This window comes from Salegentibacter sediminis (genome assembly GCF_002078605.1).
Taxonomy (GTDB): Bacteria; Bacteroidota; Bacteroidia; order Flavobacteriales; family Flavobacteriaceae; genus Salegentibacter; species Salegentibacter sediminis.
The window spans coordinates 106,133-131,378 of sequence record NZ_MSJR01000008.1 but is presented as its reverse complement, the minus strand read 5'-3'; the positions used below and the strand labels follow the sequence as shown (position 1 = coordinate 131,378).

Below are 25,246 nucleotides of genomic sequence, written 5' to 3'. Positions count from 1 at the left end.
TCGACTTATAACAACTGTTTTCCGCAGCTTAGCCTTTTATCTCCAGGCTGCTATAGCCCTGCCCGTTTCGCTGTAATTGTATTTGTGTTGCGATTCGTTCCTTAAGGGAGTCTACGTGACTAATAATCCCGATCATCTTTGAGGACTCGGCCTGGAGCTTCTCCAGGGTGTCTAGAGTTTGATCGAGTGTCTCCGGATCCAGCGTGCCAAAGCCTTCGTCTATGAATAGGGAGTTGATCTCTACATTTCGCGAAGCCAGATCTGACAAGGCCAGGGCCATAGATAAACTCAAAATAAAGGTCTCTCCTCCCGAAAGTGTTTTCACAGAGCGGCGTTGTCCTCCCATATGCTCGTCTATTGCCACCAATCCGTCATCTTCTTCCTCTTCCGGTTTATCTATGCGGTAGCGGTCGCTAAGGTCCTTGAGCCTGTGGTTAGCCAGATGAAGCAGCTGGCTTAAACTCAGGTCCTGTGCAAAATCGTTGAATTTTTTTCCTTTAGAATCCCCAATGAGTTCATCAAGCAGTCGCCATCGTCTTATTTGTTTTTCTTTTTCAACGATCAAGGCTTTAATCTCCTCCAGACGTTCCAGGTTGCTTTCGTGGTTTTTGATGCTGCTGTAAAGCTCCCTGCATTCTGCGGCAACCTCGTTCAGACGTTGCTTTAGATTACTTAGTTTTTCCTCTAAGCTCTCCCGGGACTCATCAATATCTTCGTCTTTAAGCTTCTCAAGCTGGGAATGAAGCAATTTAAGGGAAGAAGCTACCGCGGTTATGGTTTTCTTTATTTCCTCTCTTTGTACCCGCAAGGCGCGGCATTCTGCCTCGGGCATTAAGGCCTGCCGGGCTGAGCTTATATCTTCGAAGCCTTTTTCCTTAACCTCGGGAAATAGTTTTCTTTCCAGAGCCTCAAGCTTAGCCTTTTTTTGAGCTGATCGTTTTTCTGTTTCCTGAAGTCTTTCTTTTATATGTTTCTGCTCCTGCTGCAGGCTGGTCCATCGGGTTTTAAGTCTCCCGGTATCCTGTGAAATATCTTTACCCTGGTACAGGCTTTCCCGTTCCCGGCTAATTTTTTTACCCTCCTCCAGGACTTTCTGTAGCTTTTCCAGCAAAGGAAGCGCGGTTTTTATCGCTCTTAATCTGTGCTGCTCTTTTTCCCAGGCTTCGAGATCATTAAGTTTTTTCTGCCAGTTATTACAAAGCTCTTCCCAATCCCTGCTTTCTTCTTCCTGCAGATGTCCATATTTTTCTGTGAAATTCTTTTTCCCTTTAGCCAGTTTTGTTTGTGTTGCCTCGAGTTCCCGCTGCAATCCTTCCAGGCGTATTTTATGATGATTTAATTCAGCATCAAAAGTGCTGAGCTTCTTGCTCCATCCTGAGAGCTCCTGCCCGGTTTTTTTTATTTCTACTTCTAGCGTATCATCCTTTTTCGGAAGTTCTTCAGCATAGGGATGGTCCAGGGCACCGCATAGGGGGCAGGCTTTTCCGTCTTTCAGAATATGTCTTTGGTCTTCGAATTTCGCCTGAAGTAACTGATTTTGCTTTTTCAGTTCTAATTTTTCCTGTCGTTCCCCAAGCAATTCACACTTATCTTTTGCCTGTTGGATTTCCTGTGGAAGGATTTTTAATTTAGGCTGAATACCTTCAGCTTCGAGCTGTAACTTTTTTATTTCCGTAGAAAAATTTTTTAATTCCTCTTCTTTGCGCCAGGCTTCCCGAGCCTGCTCAAGGCGCTCATTTATCTGTTGCCTTTCTACGGTAGGATGGGAAAGGTCTATTCCAGTAAGACTATCCTGTAATTTATTCTTTTTTTCTTCTGAAGTACGACCTAGCACTAATAGCTCTTCCCTGCTTTTTCCGGGATTCTCTTCTTCTAATTTGAACTGAAGTTCCCTGGTCTCACTCCTAACCTGATTACAAAGCCCTCTGTATTCCTGGAGTCTTGCCCGGCGTTCTTCCTCCAGCCAGCTTATTTTTTTGTAGAAAGCGCCCAGGACTTCTTCGATGTTTTCGGGTTTTAATTCGGCACCGGTGAGTTGTTCTGCTTCTGAAAGGCAGTTGGTTCGGTTTTGATGATTAAGCTGCTCATTTTTTTGAATACTTTTAAGCTCAAGCTCCAGGTCTGTGAGTTCTTTCCTAAGTAGGGTCCAACTGCGTAGCTCCTCTGCACATTCTTCTATTTTTTCGTGTTCTTTAAGCGGGAGGCCGTGTTCCTGTTCAAATGTTTTGAGTTTATCTTCGGCTTGCGAGTTTTCGTTTTCCCGGTTTTTGATCTCCTTTTCCTGTAGCAGGATCTTTTGCTTTAATTCCAGGTTTTTATTCAGGTTTTCAATCTTCTTCTTCAACTCTTGTTCAAGCTCGTCTTTGGCTTTTAGTTCTCTGGTTTTTTTTGCATATTCTTCCTCACTAAGTAAGTCTTCTTTAATTGCTTCTATTCTGTTTTGTTGCGCTTGAATTTCCCGGTTTTCTTCCCTGTATTTCAGAAATGCTTTTATCCCTAATTGCCTGTAAATTCCTGTGCCCGTTATCTTTTCCAGCAATTCCCCACGCTCTTCTTTTTTAGCCTTCAGAAACTGAGCGAATTCTCCCTGGGCCAATAAAACCGATTTAATAAACTGGTTGTAATTGAGACCTATGAGCTCTTCGTTCTTCCCGGGTACCTCAGATTTCTTAAGATCTATCAGTTTTCCGGTTTCCGCATTGCTTAGCTCCATTTCATAATCCCGGAGATTTCCAGTTCTGGCGGTTGAAATGCTCCATTGAGACCTGTATTTTCCCGCTTTTCCCTGGTAGGTCACTGCTGCCATTGCTTCCTGTTGGTTTCGGGTGAGGATAGCGCCGGTCTTATTGATCTCTGAGGTGGAAACTTTGCCCATTCGGGGGATGTTATTGAAAAGGGCAAGTGAGATCACATCCAAAATAGTACTTTTCCCACTGCCTGTAGGTCCCGTAATGGCAAAAAGGGAACTGCCGGTAAAGGGCAGCCCGGTAAAATCTATTTCGTGTTCTCCCTTAAGGGAATTTATATTTTTGAATTCTATCCTGAGAATCTTCATAGCTTACAGGTTGTCGTTTTGATAGGTTTCACCGAGTAATTCTTCAAAAGCACTTAGGATCTCCTTTCTGGTTTTTTCATCGTATTCCTGTCGCTTAATAAGCTCGAGAAATACCTCTCTGGGCTTTAGATCTTCCAGTTTTTGTTCCTTGTAAATTTCTGATGCTCCTATAATTCGGTTTTTGAAATTTACTCTGTGTTTTACAATTCTGAAGCCCTCGAGCTCAAAATTGCTAACTAAATTGTCAAGTTGCAGGATTTTGTTAGCATCATAATTTTGCTCGGTGAGTTCCACTTCAATAAGCGATTCCAGTTCTTTTTGTTCTCCCGGCTCCCTCAGCTTCAGTTCCAGATCTTGCAGGCTTCCACTTAATTTCAGTAAACTGCGGAAGCTGGGCACCGGGATATTCTCCGGCTCCCAACCGGTTTCGGTGTTTAACAGCAATATGCGTTTAATGTCTCTTCTCTCGCTAAAGGAAAGTGGAAGTGGGGAACCACTGTAGTAAGTAGGTATCGCTGCGTTTAGCTTTTGGGGTTTATGGATATGTCCTAAAGCGATATAATTGAAATAGTCTCCAAACTGAAGTGCATTAAAAGCCGCCAGGTTTCCGATCTGTATTTCCCGCTCGCTTTCTGAAGTTTCAGCCCCGGCAGCAAAAAGATGCCCCATGGCTATGGCCGGGATTCCAGGATGTTTTTCCTGGCATAGTTCGGCAGCCTTCGCAAAACACTGCTGAATTCCCGCGCGAATAGCTTCCAGCCTGTCTTCATAAGTCTCAGCCTCGGCCGCACTACGGAGATCGGCGTCCCGGAGGTAAGGCATGGCAGCGATGACCAGTTCGGTTTCTCCTTGCTTATTTTTTAAGGGGATGATGAGTTCTTCCAGAGCTGACGGCAAGCCACCAATTACATGCATTTCCAGTTCCCGGAGGATTTCCTGCGGGGCGTCCAGCATCGCCGGCGAATCGTGGTTTCCTCCAGTAATCACGAGCTTACAGTCGAGCTTTCGAAGCCGCATCAGGGCCCGGTAGTATTGTTTTCTGGCCTCTGAAGAGGGGTTGGCCAGATCAAAGATATCGCCGGAGATTAGCAAAACATCTACCCTCTCTTTTTTAATAAAATCGCACAGCCAGCCTATAAAGAGCTCGAAATCCTTAGAAAGCTCATGTTTATGTAGCTTTTTCCCTATATGCCAATCGGCGGTGTGGACTATTTTCATGAATACGGAATTTGGGCTTTTGGATTACAAAATTAGGAATGCAAACGACAAAAGCTGACTTTTTTAGGGGTTAATTATGGGGTTCCAACAGCACTTTAGGGAAACTGGTTTTGCCTGTTGTATGGGCAATGAGATTTTGAATACACTACTTTTTGAAAATAATGGATTACTCTACCGGAAAATCGAAATAAGTTTCAGGATAGGGTTCGTTTCTTAGCGTATAGTGCCACCATTCTTCAGGGTAGGGGTGAAAGCCGTGCTTTTCCATCAGGCTTTTAAGGAGCTCGCGATTGGCTTTTTGTTCGCTGGTAACCTGTTCGGAGTCGTAATGGGAGATAATTCCGAAGAAATCATAAGGGCTGCCCATATCCAGCTCCTCTCCTGTATTTGCATTAATAATAGTTAGGTCTACAGTGCTTCCACGGGAATGCCCCGATTTGGAAGCAATATAACCCCGCTGAAAAAGCTCTGATTTTGGAACATCTGGGTAGAATTCTGGTTTTTCCAGAGTATCGGTTGCATCCCGGGCCCAACGTACAAAATGATCTACCGCCCTCTGTGGGCGATAGGCGTCAAATACCTTAAGGCAGTAGCCTTGTTGCCTGAGATCGTGCTGAACTTTTATTAGGGCTTCTGCTGCGGGCCTGCTAAGAATGGCAACAGGGCGGTGGTATCCATCCACCGGTTTGCCAAGGAAGTTATGTTCTCCCGCGTAACGAATCTCGAGTTCGAGACCGGGTATTATATGGTGGAGATAAACAAAGCCTTGAGGTAATGCCCTGTCCTGGGCCTGGCCCGAAAAGCAGAACAAAATGCTGAGTGTGATTAATAAGGATTTCATCAGGAAAATTTCCCTGCAATTTAAGTAAAATTTGCCTTCCTGAGTTTTCTCATAGTTTTTGAGCCTTTTCCGATTTATTTTTAAAGGTTTGAACTTTAATAAAGAATAATTATGGAACTAAAAGGAAAAGTAGCCCTTATTACTGGAGCAGCATCCGGGATAGGGAAAAGCACTGCCCTGCTTTTTGCGAAAAACGGGGCTTCGGTTCTCCTAACCGATATCGATGTGGAAAAAGGCGAAAAACTGGCTGAGGAAATTAAGGCTTCCGGAGGGAAGGCAGTGTTTGTGAAAGCAGACACCTCGCAACCGAAGGATTCAGAAAATAGTGTGAAGGAGGTATTATCCCATTTTGGTAAGCTGGACATTGCGGTTAACAATGCTGGTATTGGTGGAGAGCAACTACCAGTGGGTGAGTATGGTATTGAGTCCTGGAATAAGGTGATCGGGATCAATCTTTCGGGGGTTTTCTATGGAATGCGCTATCAGATTCCTGCTATGCTGAAGAATGGAAAGGCTTCGATAATAAATGTAGCTTCCATTCTTGGGAGCGTTGGTTTTTCTAATTCAGCAGCTTATGTGGCAGCCAAGCACGGCGTTGTTGGGCTCACTAAAACAGCTGCCCTGGAATATTCGGCAAAAGGGATACGGATAAATTCGGTAGGCCCGGCTTTTATCAGGACCCCCTTGCTGGATAACCTGGATAAGGATGTGTTGGAGCAGTTGGTTAGTGTTCATCCCATTGGACGCTTGGGAGAACCGGAGGAGGTAGCTGAACTTTTTATGTGGCTTGCCGGAGACCGGTCGTCTTTTGCTACCGGCGCCTATTATCCTGTAGACGGAGGGTATCTCGCACAATAATTTTTAAAAAAAATCAGAATTTTTAGTTGCTCTATCGGAATAAATCCAATAGATTTGGATTAGCACTGGGAATTATTCCAATAAATAATTTAATATGGGAACACCACCATCTATTGAGATCAAGCACTTTAAAGAAGTAAGAGAAGAAAATAATTTTACTCAATCTGAATTTGCAGAACTGCTGGGGATAAAGAATTCCACTGCTGATATTGAACGAGGACGAACGAAATTATCGGGTAAGGTGGTGGCCGGACTTTTGAGTCGCTTTGGAATTAACCCGCTCTGGTTATTTGGGGAAAGCGGGCAGAAATATTTGCAATTAAGCAAAGGGGATGTGAGTCCAAAAGTGGTGACTGTAGATAGTGCTGACAATGAGAATATTATAATGGTTAATCAGAAAGCTGCGGCGGGTTATCCGCATAATGTTCAGGATGTAGAATGGTATCACCAACTCCCGGCTTTCGATATTCCTCTCCCTGAATTCCGAAATGCTACCTATCGTGGCTTTCAGATAGAGGGCGACAGCATGCTTCCAAACTATTACCCAGGGGAATGGGTATTGGGGAAGGCCGTAGCCGATTTGGATCAGGCTTCTAACAATAAGGTCTATGTTGTGGTACTTTATGATTCTGTGCTTGTAAAAAAACTTCAGAAATTACCTGATCCCTCCAAGGTGTTGCTTATTTCCTTCAACGAAGAATACTTGCCTATAGAGGTTGATGTAAATGATATCCAGGAGATTTGGCAGGTTAACAGTAAATTGACCTTTAACCTGGATAATCCCTCGCAGAGCGGATTATTCCGGGAACTTCAGGAATCTATGGAGGAATTAAAAAGAGATTTGAAAGCTTTTAAAAAGGAAGCATAAAAAACCCTCCGGGTTGGAGGGTTTTTTATTAGTAGTTAATAGATTTTGTTACTAATCAGTAGCATCTTCTACGGCATCACCTACATCATCTGCTGCATCTTCAATATCGTCTGCAGCTTTTTCAACACCTGAGCGTTCATCCCTGCAGGATGTAAAAACAGCGGCACTGCTAAAGGTCAATGCGAGTATTAAAACTAACTTTTTCATACTTTAATAATTGGAAAATATATTAAAGGTCGTCGTTATCTTCTAGCTCATCTTCTACTTCCTGAGCACCTTCATCTATGGCTTCCCCAGTTTCGTCTGCGGCATTTTCAATCGCATCACCGGTATCATCGGCGGCTTCCTCGATATCATTTCCTACATCATCAAGGTCATCATTCATATCGTCCATGTCGTCCATGTCATCCATATCATCGCTTTGCATTTCCATTTCGTTCTCCTCTTCCTTAACTTCTCTACAGGAAGTTAAAGCGGTGGATAATGTAAATATCATTGCCAGTAATAAAATTGGTCGTTTCATAATTTGGTTGTTTTTTTAGTTTATATATTCAGCAAAATTAGAGATGTGACTTATTGTTAGGCTTATTTTACTGCTAAAATTTTCATAAAATTACAGTAATCATACATCAATTAAGATAAAATTATAAATTTTATCTAATTATCGTCTCCAATTTTATCAATTTCTTCATCGATTTCCTTGTTGACTTCTTTGTCAACTTTTTCGCCGGCTCTTTCCAGGATACCTTTTTGTTCTTCAGTTTCATCCGGGGTTTGTTTTTCTACCTCCACTTCCCGTTCTTTAACGATAACCTCTTTTTCTGTTTCTTCAGTTTCCCGACAGGAAACAAGGCTTAAGGTACTTACAAGGAATAGACTTCCTAAAACAAATGCACGTTTCATAAACTTGTAGTTTTTAGTTTTAACATTCGAAATTAAGTCGAAAATCTATCCTGGGATTCTTTTTTAAGAAATTTTAGCAAAAAATCTTAAAAAATAGAAAAATTAGATTGGTTTCTCTGAAAGATAGTCATTTATCACCCGGGTTGCACCGGTGTTGGAATTGATAAAATGCCCGGCGATCATCCCTGTTTGTGTTCTGAAATCTTTGTTTTTAACCAGTTTCTGAAAGATTTCGGTAAGTTCTGTCGCCGAAGCGACCGAATATAAACCGGCCAACTGCCGCAATTTTTTCGCTTCGGGGAATTTCTCGAAATTTTTGCCGATTACTATAGGGATCCCGAAAGTTGCGGGTTCGAGAATGTTGTGAAGCCCGGTAGTGCCGGCAGCCCCACCCACATAAGCGATATCGGCATAACTGTAAATCTTGCTAAGCAAGCCTATGTTGTCTATGATTAGGACCTTGAAGCTCCCGGATTTTTCTATAGCAAATTCTGAATAAAGAACCGAGGCAACCTTTAATTTTTTCCGGAGATCATTGATTTTTCCTGCCTTTATTTCGTGAGGAGCGATAATAAATTTCACCTGGGCAGGATCAGAATTAATATATTCCAGCAGTAATTCTTCGTCTTCGGGCCAGGTACTCCCGGCAACGATACAAAGTTCATCCTGAAGAAAAGTTTCCAGGACTTCGAGTTTGTTATCATAATTGAGTTGTCGGGAAACCCGGTCAAACCTCGTGTCCCCACTCAGGCTAACATTGTTGAAACCATTTTTCTCCAGCAGCTCCCTGGATTTCTGGTTTTGAACAAATATATGTTCAAAGCTATGAAGGGCTTTCTTCATCCATTTGCCCTGGCTCTTAAAGTAAATTTGTTCTTTTCTGAAGGCACCGGAAATAAGGAAACTGCGAATTTCTCTTTTTTTTATTTCCTGAAGAAAATTTGGCCATATGTCGTATTTCACAAAGAACACCAACTCTGGATTTACCAGTTCAAGAAACTTTCGGGCATTGCCCGGAGTGTCCAGAGGGAGATAGGTTATTATATCTGCGAGTGGATGTTTTTTCTTATTCTCATAACCTGACGGCGAAAAGAAGGTTACCAGTATCCTGTGGCCTGGATATTTTTCCTTGAGCAATTCCATAACCGGAACGGCCTGTTCGAACTCTCCCAGAGATGCAGCATGAATCCAAATGTATTTTTCTCCAGCCTGGATTTCCCTTTTCAGGCGTGGGAAAACCTCTTTTCTGCCTTTGATAAAGAGCTTCATTTTATGGCTAAAAAAACCGGTCAATGGCAGGAGAAACTGGGTTAAATGGATGAATAAATTGTATATAGTTTGCAAAACCTTCTTTTTCTTTTGCTAAAATAGGCCTTTCCTTAAAATAGATTGGCGGGGGTATCGATATTTCGTATTTTCGTGCATTATAAAAATAACTATGAAAAACTTACAAATGGTTGACCTTAAGGGTCAATACGCCGAAATAAAAGACGAAGTAGATGCCTCTTTTAAGGAGATTATAGAGTCAGCCGCATTTATAAATGGACCACAGGTTCAGGGGTTTCAAAAGGAACTTGAATCATATCTGGGAGCAAAACACGTAATCCCCTGTGCCAATGGTACTGACGCTCTTCAAATTGCAATGATGGGGCTGGGCCTTAAACCCGGAGATGAAGTAATTACCGCCGATTTCACCTTTGCTGCTACCGTAGAAGTTATTGCTTTGTTGCAACTAAGTCCGGTCCTGGTAGACGTAAAACCCGATACTTTTAATATAGATCCTGAAGCGATCAAAAAGGCTATCACCCCAAAAACCAGGGCTATAGTTCCTGTCCATCTTTTTGGCCAGTCTGCCGATATGGATGAGATAATGAAAATCGCCAAAGAACATGATCTATATGTGATTGAAGATAATGCTCAGGCCATAGGAGGGAATTTTCATTCGGAAGATGGAAAGACCTATAAAACCGGGGTAATTGGTGATGTGGGAGCGACTTCCTTTTTTCCGTCTAAAAACCTCGGTTGCTATGGAGATGGGGGAGCGATCTTCACAAATGATGAGGATCTGGCCCATACTATTCGCGGAATTGTAAACCATGGAATGTATGAGCGTTATCACCATGACGTAGTGGGGGTTAACTCCAGGTTGGATAGCTTGCAGGCAGCGGTTTTGAGGGCTAAACTACCACGGCTTGATAACTATAATAAGGCCAGAAAAGCGTTTGCCGAAAAATATAATAAGGCCTTTGCCGGCCAGGAAGAAATAGTTACCCCGGTGATTACCGGAAAACCCGATACCCACGTTTTTCACCAATATACTTTAAAGATCACTAACGGAAAACGAGATGCCCTGGCAAAACACCTACAGGAAAAAGGTATTCCTTTCGGTATCTATTACCCAATCCCTCTGCATAGCCAGAAGGCCTATGCCGAAGAAAAATATAACGAAGCAGATTTCCCTGTTACCAATCAACTGGTGAAGGAAGTGCTATCCCTGCCGATGCATACCGAACTTGATGACGAGCAGATTGCTTATATTGCTAAAACCATCAAAGACTTTTTGAATCAATAGAAAACTTTTGATCTTTTGCTTCGGAATTTTCTTTCTGGGGCAGTTCAGGCGCAGGATATTTACATCCGGGCCGGTAAGATTATAGAGACTAAGAACGGGAAGGTTTTAACCGATAAAACCATTATTGTTTCCGGAGAGAAAATCAAGAGCATAAGAAATGGATTTGTGTCTCGGGAAAATGAGACTGACAGCCTTCTCGATATGAAATGAAGATCCTACAGTAAATATTCAAAGCCTTCAAAACGTGAAAATCGTGATGAAGAAAGGAAAAGTTTATAAGGAATATAAAAATATCTTATTTAAAGAAAAACTCCCGGTAATTGCTTCCGGGAGTTTTTTATTGTCCATATTTCAGGAACTATTGCTTAAAAGAAAGAGGGTATTTTTATATTTCTGCTGAGGAAACATTCATACTGCGGTCTATTTTCTTTACAAGTCCCTGTAGAACCTTTCCGGGGCCTACTTCAATAAATTCAGTGGCACCGTCTTTTATCATATTCTGTACGCTTTGTGTCCATTTTACCGGGGCGGTAAGTTGAAAAACAAGATTTTTCTTGATCTCTTCAGGGTCGGTAACCGCAAAGGTGCTCACGTTTTGATATACGGGGCAGGAAGGTTTTCTGAAAGTCATATTTTCTATTGCGGCCGCCAGTTCTTTTCTTGCCGGTTCCATCAATGGGGAGTGAAATGCCCCGCCTACAGGAAGGATCATCGCCCTTCTGGCGCCACGTTCTTTTAAATTTTCACAGGCCTGTTCCACTGCTTTCACATCTCCCGAGATCACTAACTGACCGGGACAATTGTAGTTTGCGGCTACTACGATACCATCGGTTTCAGCACAAACAGCTTCCACAACTTCATCTTCCAGACCCAGTACGGCAGCCATAGTTGAAGCCTGAAGCTCACAAGCCTCCTGCATCGCCATGGCTCTTTTATACACCAACTGAAGCCCTTCTTCAAAACTCAATACTTTGTTGGCTACCAGTGCAGAAAATTCACCCAGAGAATGTCCGGCAACCATATCGGGTTGAAATTTTTCTCCCAACAACTTACTTAGGATCACCGAATGAATAAATATAGCCGGTTGGGTGACTTTAGTCTGTTTTAGGTCTTCGGCGCTGCCTTCAAACATGATATCGGTAATCGAATACCCTAAAATGCTGTTGGCGGCTTTGAACATATCCTGTGCTTCAACCGATTTTTCGAAAAGGTCCAGTCCCATTCCAGGAAACTGTGCTCCCTGTCCCGGGAAAATATATGCTTTCATTGTATTGAAGTTTATATACCGGCTTCTCTCAAAGAATTAAAACCGATAAAATTTTCGGCTAAAATAGAAAGAATAAAAAAGACCTCATAACCTGAGGTCTTTTTGAATACATTTTGGTCTATAACTGAAGTTTTCCTTTTTTACCCGTGCTAATTTTATTTTTTTCAGGGTTTTTATCCATCTTAAAAAGATCTGCATAGTTATTTTGTTTTTCATCCCAATAATAAGATTCCTTCGGCGTGATCTTTATAGCCGTGAGGTTAGGATCATCAAGTCCGGTGAACCAGGCATCATCACTTGTGTGATATAGATCTTGTAGTTTTTCAGGATCGAGGTGGATGGAAGCCATTCCATAGATACTGATAAATTCTTTATTGCCGGGAGCGCTGTAAAGCAATTGTACTTCAGGTTCCTGAGCGATATTACAATTTTGACTGCTATCCAGCCGGCTTAAAAACCAGATGTTGCCCTCGCCATCAATTTTTTTAGTGGTCATGGGTACGGCGTTAAGAGGACGATCGCTTAAACAGGTGACCAGCATCCCGGTTTTTATACTTTCTACAAGGGCGGTCATTTTTTCCAGGGCTTTTTTGTGATTAAGATGTTGGGTGCTCATACTGCATAAATCTTTAAATGAAAACTGAAGATAAAAAGCTATGAATTCCTTACCCGCCAACAAACTCCTAAAAATTAAGTAGTTGATGTTAATAAATGTGAAGTTAGCTGTACTTTTTTATGATGTTATTTACCGAAGCCAGATAGCTTTTCCCAAAGAGATTAAGGTGAACCAACAGGTAATATAGTTGCCAGAGCGGCACCCGTTCTCCCAAACCGGGAACAAGGGGGAACCGGGCATTATAGGCAGAAAAGATTTCTTCCGGGAAACCTCCAAAAAGCTTCATCATGGCGAGGTCCATTTCCCTGGGAGCGTAAGCCGTGGCGGGATCGATAAGACAAGGGAGACCTTTTTCGTTAACCAGGTAATTGCCGTTCCAGAGATCGCCGTGAATGAGTGCAGGTGGTTCTTTCGGAATTATTTCTGAAATATTTCTGAAGAAGTCTCCGGTAAGGTGAAGGGAATAGCCACGGTCTTTCGCCATACTGAGCTGAGGTTCGAGACGCTGACCTATATAGAAATCGGCTGCAGATTTTGATGCCTGGTTATACTGCGGAAGACTTCCGATATAATTATCTTCAGGAAACCCAAATTCTTTTGAAGTAGTTTTATGTAGTGCCGCCAGTTGTTGCCCAAATCTTTCGGCAAAATCTGGCGCCTTCGGCCTGGATTTCTTGTATTCCAGAAGGAGATAAGCGGTGTTTCCTAAACTTCCAACAGCAATAACTTTCGGGATATCTATTACGCCCGGTTGGCGAAGCTGTTCGAGTCCTAATTTTTCGGCCTCAAACATTCCCGGAAATTTGTGAGTATCGTTGAGTTTCACCACTAACTTTCCATCTTCTTCGGAAGTGAGCAAAAAAACTTCATTGATGTCTCCTCCTGAAAGTGGGGAATAAGTTTTAATCCTGAGATTATGTTGCTCTGCTATTTGGTCTAACAGCTTAGCGACGCTCATAGGTTAAGTAGGTAAAGGCGTATTTGTGTTTTTCGTCGGTGGGATGAAATTCTTCCTTCACGAGTTTCCATTTATTTTCATCGAGCTCGGGGAAGAAGGTGTCAGCTTCAAAATTAGAATGTATCCTGGTGAGTTCGATTTTTTCAGCAATAGGAAGCGCCAATTCATAGATCTCACCTCCGCCAATTATAAAAGGCTGGGGGTCATCTTGTGCAATTTCTATAGCTCTTTCCAGAGTGTGCACAACAACGGCTCCTTTAGCCGTGTAATCCCGGTTTCGGGTTACGATTATATGAGTGCGATTAGGAAGGGGCTGAGGGAAAGACTCGAAGGTCTTGCGGCCCATAATAATATGGTGCCCGGTGGTTAGTTGCTTAAAGCGTTTAAAATCATCGGGGAGGTGCCAAACCAGGTCATTTTCCTTTCCCAGGGCATTATTTTTGGCTGCTGCCGCAATCATCGTGAGCATATTTCAGGTGTTGTAAGGTTGGTCAAAATCTTCGAAATCATTCGGATTTTCAGGGCCGGGTTTTAGTTCTTCCCGGTGTTCTGTTGGTTTCTTAGGTTGCTCCGGCAAAGGATGCTGTTTTTCTACCTGTTTCTGCATTTCGGCGATCTTAGCTTTTTGCTTGCTTACCAGGCGCTCCATTTGCCTGTTTTTCCAGGCTTTACCCATAAAACTGTTGATCACAAAAACATTGATAAGATGTATAAAAAAGAGAAAAGCCCAAAACAAAATAGCGGTAACAAACCAGTCGTAGCCCAGGATTTTAAAGTCTTCTTTGTAACCGATGACCACATTAAGAACAATTAAAAAAATGGCACCGATAAGAAAGACCACGAAATGCTGAAAAAGCCGTCTTTTCTGAAGGATTCTATGACGGGCGTTGTCATAAAGTTCCCGTTGTTCAGTATCGAGTTTGGAGGTGTTTTTCTTTTTAGAAAACATAGTAGTACTTTAGTGTCTAATCAAATTTACAGGTTTTAGCAATAATTTACCACCGCTTATGGATAAATTTAGAAAAGGTTTCCCGGTTTTAGAACAATATACTTATCTCAATACGGCCGCTTCGGGATTACTTCCTGAAAAAGTTTGGGAATTCAGACAGGATCATGACCTGGATTTTCTTCTAAAAGCGGGGGTTTTAAAAGAAAAAATGGGGGAGGTCCTAACCGACGTGAGAGAGAGCGTAGGCAATTTTTTTAATTGCCCCGGAAACCAGGTGGCCCTGATTCCAAATTTCTCCTTCGGATTTAATACGCTGTTAGAAGGCCTTGATAAACCCCAAAAAGCTTTATTGTTGAAACAGGATTATCCCTCGATTAACTGGGCGGTGGAATCCCGGAATTTTGAAGTCTCCTATGCTGAAATTGATGAAAACCTGGAACAAAATATATCGGAAGCTTTCAAAAAGCAACAACCCGGGTTTTTTGCTTTTAGCATCGTACAGTATGTAAACGGGATCAAGTTGAGTATCGATTTTCTAAAAGAACTTAAGGAGAAATATCCAGAGACTATTTTTATCGCCGATGGTACCCAGTATTGTGGGACAGAGGAATTTGATTTTGAAGCTTCAGGCCTGGATGTCTTGATATGTAGTTCTTATAAATGGCTCAATGCGGGATATGGGAATGGCTTTATGCTTTTCGATGAAACTATACAGGGCAAAGTATCTCCAAAAGCTCTTGGTTTTGGATCTCTTCAGGGAAAATATAAAGAGCGGGAAGGCAATTTTATAGGAAAATTTGAACCCGGGCATTTAGACACTTTAAATTTTGGCAGCTTAAAAGTAGCGCTGGATTTAATAAAAAATATAGGACTTAAGGAAATTGAAGCACAGCTATTAAAATTACAGGAAAAAGCAAAAACAGCTTTTGAGGAACTTGATTTGCTGGAAGAGTCGGTGATAAAAAGAAATATTCATTCGTCTATTTTCAATATTAAAGGAGATGAAAAGCTGTATAATGCCCTACGTGCTGAGCATATTATCACCTCAAGAAGGGGTGATGGGATTAGGATTAGCTTCCATTATTTTAATACCGAAAAAGAAATAGATTTTCTTATAAAGCAATTAAAGAAATTTAGCCGCTAATTTCTATTTCTTTCTGAAGATATAATTCCTGTAACAGTCCTCTGAATCGGCGAAGCGGGTTTCGATTTTTAACCCTGCTTCCCCGGCCAGCCATTCAACAACCTTTTCATCATATTTCTGAGAGATCTCGGTATGAATGCTTTCCCAGGCATCGAAATGCACTTTTAAATTAAAGGCTTCAATGAAAACTTCCTGATCCAGCTTGCTTACCAGAAAGCTTTTTGCCGTTCCGGTTTCTGGATCGTAAGTTTCCCAGTGTTTGAAGGTATCAGGATTAAATTCCCCTCCCAATTCATAATTTATTCTAACCAACAAATTTTTGTTGAAAGCTTCGGTGATGCCGTGGGGATCGTTATAGGCATCAAGAATCTTCTGTGGATTTTTTTTCTGATCAAAACCCATAAACAACATATCTTCAGGAGCCATTGCCTGCTGAATATTCCGCAGAAATTCTATCGCGTTTTCATGTAAAAGGTTACCTATGTTGGAACCTAAGACCAGAATCACTTTTTTTCGTTTACTGAAATCTGCAAGGCTTTCAAGGGTTTTGAAGTAAGTGCCCTGCTGGGGTTTTATATCTATTCCCGGTATTTCTTTCCTGACTGAAGCCTCCAGGACCTTCAAAACGTGCTCACTAATATCAACAGGAAGATAACTGAAATCATAATTTTGTTCATTTAAATGCTCCAGAAGCACCTTGGTCTTTTTTCCGTCGCCGGCACCGAGCTCGATGAGGTCGAAGCCGCCTGCAGCATTAAAAGACTTGGCTATTGGAGCAGTATATTCCTGTAAAATGCCCAGCTCGCAATTGGTGAGGTAATACTCCGGCATATCCATAATTTGCTGAAAAAGCTTGTCGCCTTTTTCGTCGTAGATATACTTTGAAAGTAAATATTTTGGATGGCTGGTAAGTCCCTTATAGACATCTTCTTCAAATGCGGTCTTAAAACCGGTAGTGGGTATTGATTTCATATTTTTTTCAGTGGTTATTTTGCTAATCTTAAGCCGGTGAATTGCCATCTAAGGTGGGGATGGAAGAAGTTTCGGTAGGTGGGCCGGGTATGATTTTTTGAAGTGGCTACCGAGCCGCCTCTTAACACCTTTTGATTAACCATAAATTTACCGTTGTATTCGCCAAGGGCGCCCGGGGCTTTGGTGTAACCGGGATAGGGAGCATAAGCACTTTCAGTCCACTCCCAGCGGCTTCCCCATTTAAAATATTCGTTGGCGACTTCCCATTCAAATTCAGAGGGAAGGCGCAAGCCTCTCCATTGCGCAAAAGCAAAAGCTTCGTAATAGGAAATGTGTGTTACAGGGGCTTCAGGAATTACCGGATGCAGGCCGTTTAGATTAAAATTATGCCATTCTCCTTCTATTTTATGCCAATAGAGCGGGGAGTTTATATTCTGGGTATTTACCCAATCCCAGCCTTCGGCGTGCCATAACAAAACCTCTTTATAACCGCCTGATTCCATAAATTCCAGATATTCGGCATTGGTGACCAGTTTACTGGAGATCACAAAATCATCGAGAAAAACCTTGTGCTGTCCTAATTCGTTATCGTAACAAAAATCATTGGTGTTATGGCCAATTTCGTAAAGCCCTTCAGATAATTTTATCCAGTCTGCTTTAAAGTCCTGAATAGGATTTTCTTTGAATTGATCGTTATATTTTGGAAAAAGAGGGTTGTGGCCAAGGATATATTTTATATCGGAATAGAGCAGTTCCTGGTGTTGTTTCTCGTGATGGCAACCAATTTCTATGAGTTCCAGAATTTCTTCTGAAAGCTCTTTGGATTTCATAAATTCCTTGAGGGCTTTGGAAACATAGGTTCGGTAATCGTAAACCCAGGCTACGGTTGGCCTGGAAAGATTTCCGCGCTTGGTGCGAATTACCTTGTCGCCTACACTTTCGTAATAGGAGTTAAAGACATAGGCCGAATTTTCATCAAAGAGTTTGTAGTCGGGTTGATGCGGTTGGAGTACGAATTCTTCAAAGAACCAGGTAGTATGGCCCAAATGCCATTTGGGAGGGGAAACATACTCGATAGGTTGTACCACATAATCTTCGGTTTCAAGGAAGGAACAAATAAGTTCAGACCGGGCCCGGGTTTCGTTAAAAAATGAAATTAATTCCTGTTGTGACTGCATAAATTGAGAAAAATCTAATGGCTTCTTCTCAAATTTAATGAATTTTATAAAGGATGGGAATTATACCAAGTTAATGCCAAGTTAAAGTGATTAGTTTTTTCCGTAGGTCACAAAAAGTTTTAAGGGATAAGATGCTTTTTCTCCGGCTTTCGTTGCGGGATAAAAAGTAGGCAAGGTTTTCAAGGCTTTTTGGACAACTTCATTCAAAGATTCATTCTTTCCCTCTACTTTAAGCTCTACAATTTTCCCCTCTTTATTTATTACAAAAGAAAAATCTGTTTTTATTTTTTCTTTCTTTTTTGCCTTTATCCTAGACTTATGAAAGGTTTGGAATAAATGTTTCTGAATGAAAATTGAAAGACACTCTTTTTTATTCTCTGCATTTTTACACTCTTCAGGGTAAGGAGGGGTTTCAAAAAGATTAAGTTTCATAACAAAATCTATCATAACCCTGGTTTCAATCCCATCATGTTTGGCGGGAATTAGGAAAGGTAATTCATTTAAACTGCGGGTAGCTTCTTTTTTTATTTCCGGGGAATCTGTATCAACCCTATGCCAGGCCAGAGAACCTGTTTCATCAAGAATGAGCTTCACACTAATTTCAGAACCATTGAGACTGTCGGGAATGGTTTCCTGCTTAAATTCAGTTTCAAAAAATTGAGTGATTTTTTTAAGAGTACAGTCGCGATCTTCTATCTCACAACCTTCATAAACGGGAGGCTGCTCTACGGTATTAAAAGGCACAATTTTACCTGATGCCTTGTTTTCCTGTGAATTTGCTGTAGGAAAAACAAGCATCAGGAATAAAATTGCAAGGTATTTCATAAGATTTTTATAAGGTAAGCGGGATGGTGTAGCCAACCGCTGAAGGTTTACCATCGCGGGTTCCCGGTTTCATTTTTGGCATTTTTTCAATCATTTGAGTTGCAGCGGCGTTTACTTTAGGATCTGCCCCATCAACCGATTTCACCACCACGTCTCCTTCTTCATTCACTTCCATTTTAATGGTAACTTTTCCACGCAAGTATTCCCCTTCATCATTTTTTGGGTATTCATAATTTTCTCTAACATGGGTCATTAGTTGTTGATTAAAACAGGATTTTTTGTCTGCTTCATCTTCACAGCCGGGCCACACGGGAGCGGTTTGTTTTGAGGTTACGGTATTTCCTTCTACTGATGTTTCCTGGGCAAACCCAAAGCTGGTCGCAAAAAACAATACGATCACAAGTAAACTTCTCATAAATTTTTATTCTTTTAATTAGACATTAAACGGCTACCGGAGCTTTTATCCCCGGATGCGGATTATAATTTTCTAAGGTAAAATCTTCATAATCAAATCCAAAAATATCGGTGATTTTCTTATTGAGTTTCATTTGTGGCAGTGGTCTCGGCTCTCTGCTAAGTTGCAGTTTCACCTGTTCCATATGGTTGTTGTAGATATGAACATCGCCGAAAGTATGGATGAAATCTCCGGGTTCATAGCCGCATACCTGGGCCATCATCAAGGTAAGCAAGGCATAGGAAGCGATATTAAAAGGTACTCCCAGAAAGACATCGGCGCTACGCTGGTATAGCTGTAAGGATAATTTCCCATCGGCAACATAAAACTGGAAAAAGGCATGGCAGGGGGGGAGTGCTGCCTTGCCGTTGGCCACATTTTCTGAAAAGGATTTTGAAGTGTCTGGCAACACCGATGGATTCCAGGCTGAAACCAGCATCCTGCGGCTATTTGGGTTTTTCTTTAAAGTTTCTACGATCTCTTTGATCTGGTCTATATCTTCACTATTCCAGTTCCTCCATTGATGGCCGTATACGGGGCCAAGATCCCCATTTTCATCTGCCCATTCGTTCCAGATGCGCACTCCATTTTCCTGCAGGTATTTCACATTGGTATCTCCTTTTAGAAACCAAAGCAGTTCGTAAATAATAGATTTGAGGTGGAGTTTTTTGGTGGTAACCATAGGGAAACCTTCACTGAGGTCAAATCGCAACTGGTGACCAAAGACGCTACGGGTGCCGGTGCCTGTGCGGTCACCTTTGTCGGTTCCGTTTTCGAGGATGTGAGTTAGGAGATCGTGATATTGTTTCATTTTGCTATTTCTGAAGTGAAAAGAATACTTCAGCTAAAATAGCAAACCACATTTATTTTTGGCTTTTCTTGCGCACTATTTTATCCCCAGGTTGTTAACCTAAGATCATACCGGCGATCGTTGCTGAAAGTAAAGAAGCGAGGGTCCCGCCAATAAGGGCTTTCATTCCGAATTCGGAAAGGGTTTTTCGCTGTCCCGGTGCCAGGGAGCCAATTCCGCCAATTTGAATGCCTATTGAAGCAAAATTCGCAAATCCGCAGAGCATATAGGTAGCCATAATCACCGATTTCTCGTAAGTAAGGCTAAGGGCATTCGCAGGGTTTTTAAGTTCCGCAAGTTGCACGTAACCTACAAATTCACTTGCCGCCAGTTTAATTCCCAGGAGCTGCCCCATAAGCATCATATCTTCTTTGGCTACCCCGATAATCCACATAAGAGGTGCGAAAATTATACCCAGGATAGATTCGAGGGAAAAACCTCTGTAGGGAGTGTTTTCGGCTAAAATGGCGTTTAGTCCGGTTAAATTTCCGGTGTAATTAAGCACATAATTTATCATAGCGATGAAGGCGATAAATACGAGGAGCATAGCACCTACATTGGCGGCTAGCTTGAGACCTTCGGTGGTTCCATTGGCAATAGCATCAAGAATATTTGAACCTATTTTATCTGAGGAAACCTCTACATTTTCATTGATGGGTTCCAACTGAGGATAAAGGATCTTGGAAACTACTATAGCTCCCGGCGCGGCCATAACCGATGCGGCGAGCAGGTGTTTGGCGAACTGAAGCCTTAAGGCCGGGTCATCACCTCCGAGGAAACCTATGTAGGCTGCGAGTACTCCACCGGCCACGGTGGCCATTCCCCCAACCATTACCAGCAGGATCTCAGAGCGGGTCATGCGCTCGAGATAGGCTTTGATCATTAAAGGAGCTTCGGTTTGCCCCAGAAAAATATTGCCGGCCACGCTTAAACTCTCTGCACCGGAAATTCCCATAAGTTTAGTAAGTACCCAGGCCATACCTTTAACTACAATTTGTATTACCCCAAGGTAAAAAAGCACCGAAGTTAATGCTGAAAAGAAAATAATCGTCGGCAATACCTGGAAAAGAAAAATGAACCCGAAACTATCTACATCCATCATTCCACCGAGCAGAAATTCACTACCGGCGGCGGTAAAATCAAGGATAAGCACAAATATATTTCCAACAAATTCAAAAATACTTTGGATAAAGGGTACCTGTAAAACTCCAAAAGCCAACAGTAGCTGGGCGGCAAGCCCCATTCCCACAGTTCTCCAATTAATGGCCTTTCTTCTTGAACTGAAGATAAAAGCTATAAACAATAGGGCCAACATTCCAATGGCACCGCGCATTACACTTTCCAGACTTATTCCCTGATTTGGGATCATTTCTCTGGCCACCTGGGCAGGGACAATTTCTTCGGTAGATTTTAAGGTTTCAGTAAAACTAAATTCCCTTTTACTATCTGAGATTACCATAGAGGTATCGGTAAGAGAAGAAATGCGGTAGTTTATTATGCTATCATTAGGTTTATTGCTGAAAAATATCAATAAATTATTCTGATAGATGTAATCTCCTTCGGCAATGCTCTCTTCTGAAGTTTCACTGGTTATTTCAAAATGGCCCTCATCGATATCCAAAACAGCATTGGGGAAAAAGAGCGATTTTTGGATAGTATCCACATCAGATTGCAGTTGCCAGGTTTTTGAAATGCTTTGGGAAAAGGCTGTACTTATTCCGAAGATCATTAAAAACAGGCAGAACCAGGTCTTGTTCATAAAAAAAGGGGGAATTATTTACGTTTGGAGATTTCGTCTCTTATTCGCGCAGCTTTTTCGTAATCTTCGTTATTTACGGCCTGCGAAAGAAGGGTTTTTAATTCGTCCAGGGAAAGTTTTTTATAATTGGAGGAATCTGATTTAATGCTAATATCATCGGGAAGGACCTCTTCAGAAATTATTTCTTCCTGTTCTGTTTCCGGAGGAGCTGAAGTTTCATCTCCTTTAAGATAAATACCGGCTTTGTCCAGAATGTTCTTATAGGTAAAAATCGGTGCGTCAAACCTTAGCGCCAGAGCTATGGCATCACTGGTTCGCGCATCTATAATCTCCTCAATTTTATCGCGTTCACAAATTAGACTCGAATAAAAAACCCCGTCTACCAGCTTATGAATAATCACCTGCTTGACGTTTATATCAAACCTATCGGCGAAATTCTTAAATAAATCGTGGGTGAGGGGGCGGGGAGGTTTTATTTCCTTCTCCAGGGCGATGGCAATAGACTGTGCCTCAAAAGCGCCAATGACGATTGGGAGTTTTCGTTCCCCATCTACTTCGCTCAGGATTAAGGCATATGCCCCGTTTTGGGTTTGACTATAAGAGATTCCTTTAATATTAAGGCGCACTAAACTCATATTCCAAAAATTAAAAAAGGCTGTCTAAATAAGGACTTTGCACCAGATTTAGACAGCCCTTTTAAGGGGCACAAGTTATGAAAATTATGCGTTTTTCGCTTTAAATTCCTTCAATTTTTCGTTCAGCTTGGGCACTATTTCAAAAGCATCGCCTACCACACCGTAATCTGCGGCCTTAAAGAATGGGGCCTCAGGGTCGTTGTTGATCACCACCTTGGTTTTCGCAGCATTCACCCCGGCAAGGTGCTGGATAGCTCCTGAAATTCCTACTGCGATATACAGGTTGGAAGCTACCGGTTTACCGGTTTGTCCCACGTGTTCGCTGTGAGGTCTCCACCCCATATCACTTACGGGCTTAGAACAGGCTGTTGCCGCTCCAAGAATTTCAGCCATTTCTTCGATCATTCCCCAGTTTTCAGGGCCTTTCAATCCGCGTCCACCCGAAACAATAATCTCGGCATCGGCGATAGTTACCTTATCGGTCGCTTTATCTACCGAATCTACGTTTACACTAAAATCTTCCTCTGAAAGATTCGGGCTAAATTCTTCAACAGTAGCATCGGCCTGATTCTCTTTTAAACCAAAGGCATTTTGAGATACTCCTACGATCTTAACATCGGTATTGATTTGTAACAGGTTGAAAGCTTTGTTGGTAAAAACACTCCTTTTTACGGTAAAAGGCTCGGTGCTTTCGGGGAGCGCCACCACGTTTGGTGCGTAGCCCGCGTTAAGCTGAACGGCTAATAAGGGAGCAAGATATTTGCTGTTGGCACTTTGGCTAAGCACAACTATTTTACTGCCTTCTTTCTCGGCAGCTTGTTTAAGTGCATCGGCATAAGCTTCAGCGTTGAACTTACTTAATTTGTCGCTTTTGATGTTCAATATTTTATCTACACCATAATTACCTAACTCAGAGGTGTCTTCGGCATTAAAGGTTACGGCGGTTACACTGCCACCATCCTTAGAGGCCACTTCCCGGGCGTAAGAGGCTACTTCCAAAGCAGCCTTTTTGAATTTTCCTTCTTCGGATTCTGTATATACTAATACTGACATATTTATTTATTTTTTTGTCATTTCCGCAGCCTGTGCTGAATTTATTTCAGTAAAGGCGGAAATCTTATTTCTTATTAATACTTCACAGATTTTAAATGTGAGGTCTCTTTTTTTCTTTCTTTAAATAGCCTTGGCTTCGTTGTGAAGCAAATCGATAAGCTCATCCAGGTTGTCTGGATCTACAAGTTTAACTTCTCCTTTTGGTGCAGGTTTTTCAAACTTTTTAGCTTCAGTTTGTGCCGAAGCATCTTCAGCTGCTACCACATTAAGGGGTTTTTTACGCGCCTGCATGATACCACGCATATTTGGGATCTTCAGGTCTTTTTCTTCAACCAAACCTTTTTGACCTCCAATAACAAGCGGAAGCTTTGCGGTTAATGTTTCCTTACCACCATCTATTTCACGAATTGCCTTTGCGGTATCCCCTTCAACTTCAAGGCTAATACAGGTATTAATAAAATTGGCATCCATTAATGCGGCTAACATACCAGGGACCATTCCACCATTATAATCTATAGATTCACGGCCGGCAATGATAAGGTCGTAATTTCCTTCTTTGGCGACTTTGGCCAGTTGCTTTGCCACAAAAAATCCGTCGGTAGGAGTAGCATCAACTCTAATAGCTGAATCGGCTCCAATAGCCAGTGCTTTTCTCAGGGTGGGTTCGGTTTCTGTTCCGCCTACATTTACAACATCTACTGTAGCGCCTTGTTTTTCTTTAAACCACATGGCCCTGGTTAAACCAAACTCATCATTAGGGTTGATCACAAATTGAACTCCGGCGGTATCGAACTTCGAATCCCCGTCGGTAAAATTGATTTTTGAGGTAGTATCAGGTACGTGGCTGATACATACTAATATTTTCATATAAAAAGATGTTTAAATTAAAACGTTTTCGTTTACGAAGTTACATAATTTAAATCAAAAAAAGCTATGCGTGCATAGTAAATTTCAAGATGGTTTTTCCTGAGGGATTTAAATAATTATCAATAAATTGGGTTAATCGCTGATTTTATTTTCTAAAATGAATGTTTTTATTGGGGATTTCCTGTAAAAAAATTAAGCTAAAATTCGAAGAATTTCAGCTTTTAAAAATTTGTGGACTTAAAATGGTATAAACATTAGCTAATTACTATTTTTGTTCCGCAAGATTTACAATTAATACGATACAATATAATGAAGACAATTCAATTTAGGGAAGCAGTTGCCGAAGCGATGAGCGAAGAAATGCGCAGAGATGAGAGCATTTACCTGATGGGAGAGGAAGTTGCTGAATATAATGGAGCCTATAAAGCTTCCAAAGGGATGCTGGATGAATTTGGCCCCGATCGCGTAATAGATACCCCAATCGCAGAGCTGGGTTTTGCTGGAATTGGAGTAGGATCTGCAATGAATGGTAACAGGCCTATTGTTGAATTCATGACTTTCAATTTCTCTTTGGTAGGGATCGATCAGATCATAAATAATGCTGCGAAAATGCGCCAGATGAGCAGAGGGCAATTCAATATTCCTATTGTCTTTCGTGGGCCAACAGGTTCTGCGGGGCAATTGGGTGCAACTCACTCCCAGGCCTTTGAAAGCTGGTATGCCAATACTCCCGGTTTAAAGGTTATAGTGCCTTCAAACCCATATGATGCAAAAGGACTTCTGAAATCTGCAATTAGAGACGACGATCCTGTTATCTTTATGGAGAGCGAGCAGATGTATGGAGATAAAGGCGAAGTACCTGAAGAGGAATACACCATAGAGATTGGAAAAGCCGATATTAAACGTGAAGGAAAGGACGTAACTATCGTTTCTTTTGGGAAGATCATAAAGGAAGCTTACAAGGCTGCCGATGAACTTGAAAAGGAAGATATCTCCTGTGAAATTATTGATCTTAGAACGGTTCGGCCCATGGATCATGATGCGATTATTGAATCGGTTAAGAAAACCAACCGTTTGGTAATCCTGGAAGAATCCTGGCCTTTTGGAAGCGTTGCTACCGAGATCACTTATCAGGTTCAGGAAAAAGCATTCGATTACCTTGATGCATCTATCGTAAAGATTAATACTGCCGATACTCCGGCACCTTATTCTCCCGTTCTTTTAAAGGAATGGTTGCCTAATAGTGGTGATGTAGTAAAAGCTGTGAAAAAGGTAATGTATAAAGACTAAATAAAGAGAAAACCTCTTGATTTCAAGCTTCATCTTAACAAGGTGAAGCTTTTTTTATTTACGGTGTTGGGTGAAGTGTTTAGATTAACTCTTCGGAAATATTCTAAAATTTTA

The 25,246-nt window shown here is 41.7% G+C and carries 27 protein-coding genes; 6 read left to right on the top strand and 21 right to left on the bottom strand.

The genetic code is table 11. The features are described 5' to 3' along the window. Positions 1 to 28 precede the first annotated feature (28 nt). The 3 genes from BUW93_RS12225 to BUW93_RS12215 all read right to left on the bottom strand — a co-directional run bounded on the left by BUW93_RS12225 (position 29) and on the right by BUW93_RS12215 (position 5,114). Complete coding sequence (locus BUW93_RS12225; RefSeq protein WP_081212011.1) at positions 29 to 3,055, bottom strand: AAA family ATPase; 3,027 nt, start codon at positions 3,053 to 3,055, stop codon at positions 29 to 31. 3 nt (positions 3,056 to 3,058) lie between these two features. Continuing rightward, the gene (locus tag BUW93_RS12220; RefSeq protein WP_081212010.1) at positions 3,059 to 4,273 is read right to left on the bottom strand and encodes an exonuclease SbcCD subunit D C-terminal domain-containing protein; all 1,215 of its coding nucleotides are present in this window, start codon (positions 4,271 to 4,273) and stop codon (positions 3,059 to 3,061) included. 166 nt (positions 4,274 to 4,439) lie between these two features. Then, a complete protein-coding gene (locus tag BUW93_RS12215) occupies positions 4,440 to 5,114 on the bottom strand; it encodes a M15 family metallopeptidase (RefSeq protein ID WP_081212009.1) in 675 nt (224 codons plus the stop codon). 111 nt (positions 5,115 to 5,225) lie between these two features. Between BUW93_RS12215 and BUW93_RS12210 the strand changes: the two genes are divergently transcribed. Continuing rightward, complete coding sequence (locus tag BUW93_RS12210) at positions 5,226 to 5,972, top strand: SDR family NAD(P)-dependent oxidoreductase (protein ID WP_081212008.1); 747 nt, start codon at positions 5,226 to 5,228, stop codon at positions 5,970 to 5,972. Positions 5,973 to 6,066: 94 nt separating this feature from the next. Then, positions 6,067 to 6,840: an XRE family transcriptional regulator gene (locus BUW93_RS12205; RefSeq protein WP_081212007.1), complete on the top strand. Its 774-nt coding sequence runs from the start codon at positions 6,067 to 6,069 to the stop codon at positions 6,838 to 6,840. Positions 6,841 to 6,891: 51 nt separating this feature from the next. Here BUW93_RS12205 and BUW93_RS15050 read toward each other — a convergent pair whose 3' ends face one another. The 4 genes from BUW93_RS15050 to BUW93_RS12190 all read right to left on the bottom strand — a co-directional run bounded on the left by BUW93_RS15050 (position 6,892) and on the right by BUW93_RS12190 (position 9,012). Continuing rightward, positions 6,892 to 7,047: a hypothetical protein gene (locus BUW93_RS15050; RefSeq protein ID WP_198537011.1), complete on the bottom strand. Its 156-nt coding sequence runs from the start codon at positions 7,045 to 7,047 to the stop codon at positions 6,892 to 6,894. A 22-nt stretch (positions 7,048 to 7,069) separates the two neighbouring features. Next, positions 7,070 to 7,363 carry a hypothetical protein gene (locus BUW93_RS12200; RefSeq protein ID WP_081212006.1) on the bottom strand — a complete coding sequence of 98 codons (294 nt, stop codon included), beginning with the start codon at positions 7,361 to 7,363 and terminating at the stop codon, positions 7,070 to 7,072. A gap of 134 nt (positions 7,364 to 7,497) precedes the next feature. Beyond that, complete coding sequence (locus BUW93_RS12195; RefSeq protein WP_081212005.1) at positions 7,498 to 7,743, bottom strand: hypothetical protein; 246 nt, start codon at positions 7,741 to 7,743, stop codon at positions 7,498 to 7,500. A gap of 102 nt (positions 7,744 to 7,845) precedes the next feature. Continuing rightward, positions 7,846 to 9,012, bottom strand: coding sequence for a 3-deoxy-D-manno-octulosonic acid transferase (locus BUW93_RS12190; protein ID WP_317042198.1), 1,167 nt, complete (start codon positions 9,010 to 9,012; stop codon positions 7,846 to 7,848). Between the two features lie 169 nt (positions 9,013 to 9,181). Between BUW93_RS12190 and BUW93_RS12185 the strand changes: the two genes are divergently transcribed. Further along, positions 9,182 to 10,315 carry a DegT/DnrJ/EryC1/StrS family aminotransferase gene (locus tag BUW93_RS12185; RefSeq protein WP_198537010.1) on the top strand — a complete coding sequence of 378 codons (1,134 nt, stop codon included), beginning with the start codon at positions 9,182 to 9,184 and terminating at the stop codon, positions 10,313 to 10,315. A 15-nt stretch (positions 10,316 to 10,330) separates the two neighbouring features. After that, positions 10,331 to 10,525, top strand: coding sequence for a hypothetical protein (locus tag BUW93_RS12180; RefSeq protein WP_081212003.1), 195 nt, complete (start codon positions 10,331 to 10,333; stop codon positions 10,523 to 10,525). A 175-nt stretch (positions 10,526 to 10,700) separates the two neighbouring features. Here BUW93_RS12180 and fabD read toward each other — a convergent pair whose 3' ends face one another. The 5 genes from fabD to BUW93_RS12155 form a co-directional block, all read right to left on the bottom strand. After that, positions 10,701 to 11,582, bottom strand: coding sequence for an ACP S-malonyltransferase (gene fabD, locus BUW93_RS12175; RefSeq protein ID WP_081212002.1), 882 nt, complete (start codon positions 11,580 to 11,582; stop codon positions 10,701 to 10,703). Positions 11,583 to 11,700: 118 nt separating this feature from the next. Next, the gene (locus BUW93_RS12170) at positions 11,701 to 12,198 is read right to left on the bottom strand and encodes a pyridoxamine 5'-phosphate oxidase family protein (protein ID WP_081212001.1); all 498 of its coding nucleotides are present in this window, start codon (positions 12,196 to 12,198) and stop codon (positions 11,701 to 11,703) included. 103 nt (positions 12,199 to 12,301) lie between these two features. After that, positions 12,302 to 13,156 (bottom strand): fructosamine kinase family protein, encoded by an 855-nt coding sequence (locus tag BUW93_RS12165; RefSeq protein ID WP_081212000.1) that lies wholly within the window; start codon positions 13,154 to 13,156, stop codon positions 12,302 to 12,304. Continuing rightward, entirely contained in the window at positions 13,143 to 13,625 is a 483-nt protein-coding gene (locus tag BUW93_RS12160) for a dihydrofolate reductase (protein ID WP_081211999.1), read from the bottom strand. The genes BUW93_RS12165 and BUW93_RS12160 overlap by 14 nt, the downstream gene beginning before the upstream one ends. Positions 13,626 to 13,628: 3 nt before the next feature. After that, entirely contained in the window at positions 13,629 to 14,105 is a 477-nt protein-coding gene (locus tag BUW93_RS12155; RefSeq protein WP_081211998.1) for a 2TM domain-containing protein, read from the bottom strand. Positions 14,106 to 14,163: 58 nt separating this feature from the next. On the opposite strand from BUW93_RS12155, the gene BUW93_RS12150 reads away from it, so the two are divergent. Beyond that, complete coding sequence (locus BUW93_RS12150; RefSeq protein WP_081211997.1) at positions 14,164 to 15,249, top strand: aminotransferase class V-fold PLP-dependent enzyme; 1,086 nt, start codon at positions 14,164 to 14,166, stop codon at positions 15,247 to 15,249. 3 nt (positions 15,250 to 15,252) lie between these two features. Here BUW93_RS12150 and BUW93_RS12145 read toward each other — a convergent pair whose 3' ends face one another. From BUW93_RS12145 to BUW93_RS12105, 9 genes are all read right to left on the bottom strand, one after another. Continuing rightward, entirely contained in the window at positions 15,253 to 16,221 is a 969-nt protein-coding gene (locus tag BUW93_RS12145; RefSeq protein WP_081212051.1) for an L-histidine N(alpha)-methyltransferase, read from the bottom strand. 14 nt (positions 16,222 to 16,235) lie between these two features. Beyond that, positions 16,236 to 17,399 (bottom strand): ergothioneine biosynthesis protein EgtB, encoded by a 1,164-nt coding sequence (gene egtB, locus BUW93_RS12140; RefSeq protein ID WP_081211996.1) that lies wholly within the window; start codon positions 17,397 to 17,399, stop codon positions 16,236 to 16,238. Between the two features lie 90 nt (positions 17,400 to 17,489). Further along, positions 17,490 to 18,224, bottom strand: coding sequence for a hypothetical protein (locus BUW93_RS12135; RefSeq protein ID WP_081211995.1), 735 nt, complete (start codon positions 18,222 to 18,224; stop codon positions 17,490 to 17,492). 7 nt (positions 18,225 to 18,231) lie between these two features. Continuing rightward, positions 18,232 to 18,639: an energy transducer TonB gene (locus BUW93_RS12130; protein ID WP_081211994.1), complete on the bottom strand. Its 408-nt coding sequence runs from the start codon at positions 18,637 to 18,639 to the stop codon at positions 18,232 to 18,234. 25 nt (positions 18,640 to 18,664) lie between these two features. Next, positions 18,665 to 19,489, bottom strand: coding sequence for a thymidylate synthase (locus BUW93_RS12125; RefSeq protein ID WP_081211993.1), 825 nt, complete (start codon positions 19,487 to 19,489; stop codon positions 18,665 to 18,667). Between the two features lie 94 nt (positions 19,490 to 19,583). Beyond that, positions 19,584 to 21,287, bottom strand: coding sequence for a NupC/NupG family nucleoside CNT transporter (locus tag BUW93_RS12120; protein WP_081211992.1), 1,704 nt, complete (start codon positions 21,285 to 21,287; stop codon positions 19,584 to 19,586). A 14-nt stretch (positions 21,288 to 21,301) separates the two neighbouring features. Next, the gene (locus BUW93_RS12115; protein WP_081211991.1) at positions 21,302 to 21,922 is read right to left on the bottom strand and encodes a bifunctional nuclease family protein; all 621 of its coding nucleotides are present in this window, start codon (positions 21,920 to 21,922) and stop codon (positions 21,302 to 21,304) included. 84 nt (positions 21,923 to 22,006) lie between these two features. Then, entirely contained in the window at positions 22,007 to 22,975 is a 969-nt protein-coding gene (locus BUW93_RS12110; RefSeq protein ID WP_081211990.1) for an electron transfer flavoprotein subunit alpha/FixB family protein, read from the bottom strand. A 120-nt stretch (positions 22,976 to 23,095) separates the two neighbouring features. Continuing rightward, positions 23,096 to 23,842, bottom strand: coding sequence for an electron transfer flavoprotein subunit beta/FixA family protein (locus BUW93_RS12105; RefSeq protein ID WP_081211989.1), 747 nt, complete (start codon positions 23,840 to 23,842; stop codon positions 23,096 to 23,098). Between the two features lie 294 nt (positions 23,843 to 24,136). Between BUW93_RS12105 and BUW93_RS12100 the strand changes: the two genes are divergently transcribed. Continuing rightward, a complete protein-coding gene (locus BUW93_RS12100; protein WP_262507211.1) occupies positions 24,137 to 25,132 on the top strand; it encodes a pyruvate dehydrogenase complex E1 component subunit beta in 996 nt (331 codons plus the stop codon). Positions 25,133 to 25,246: the final 114 nt, after the last annotated feature.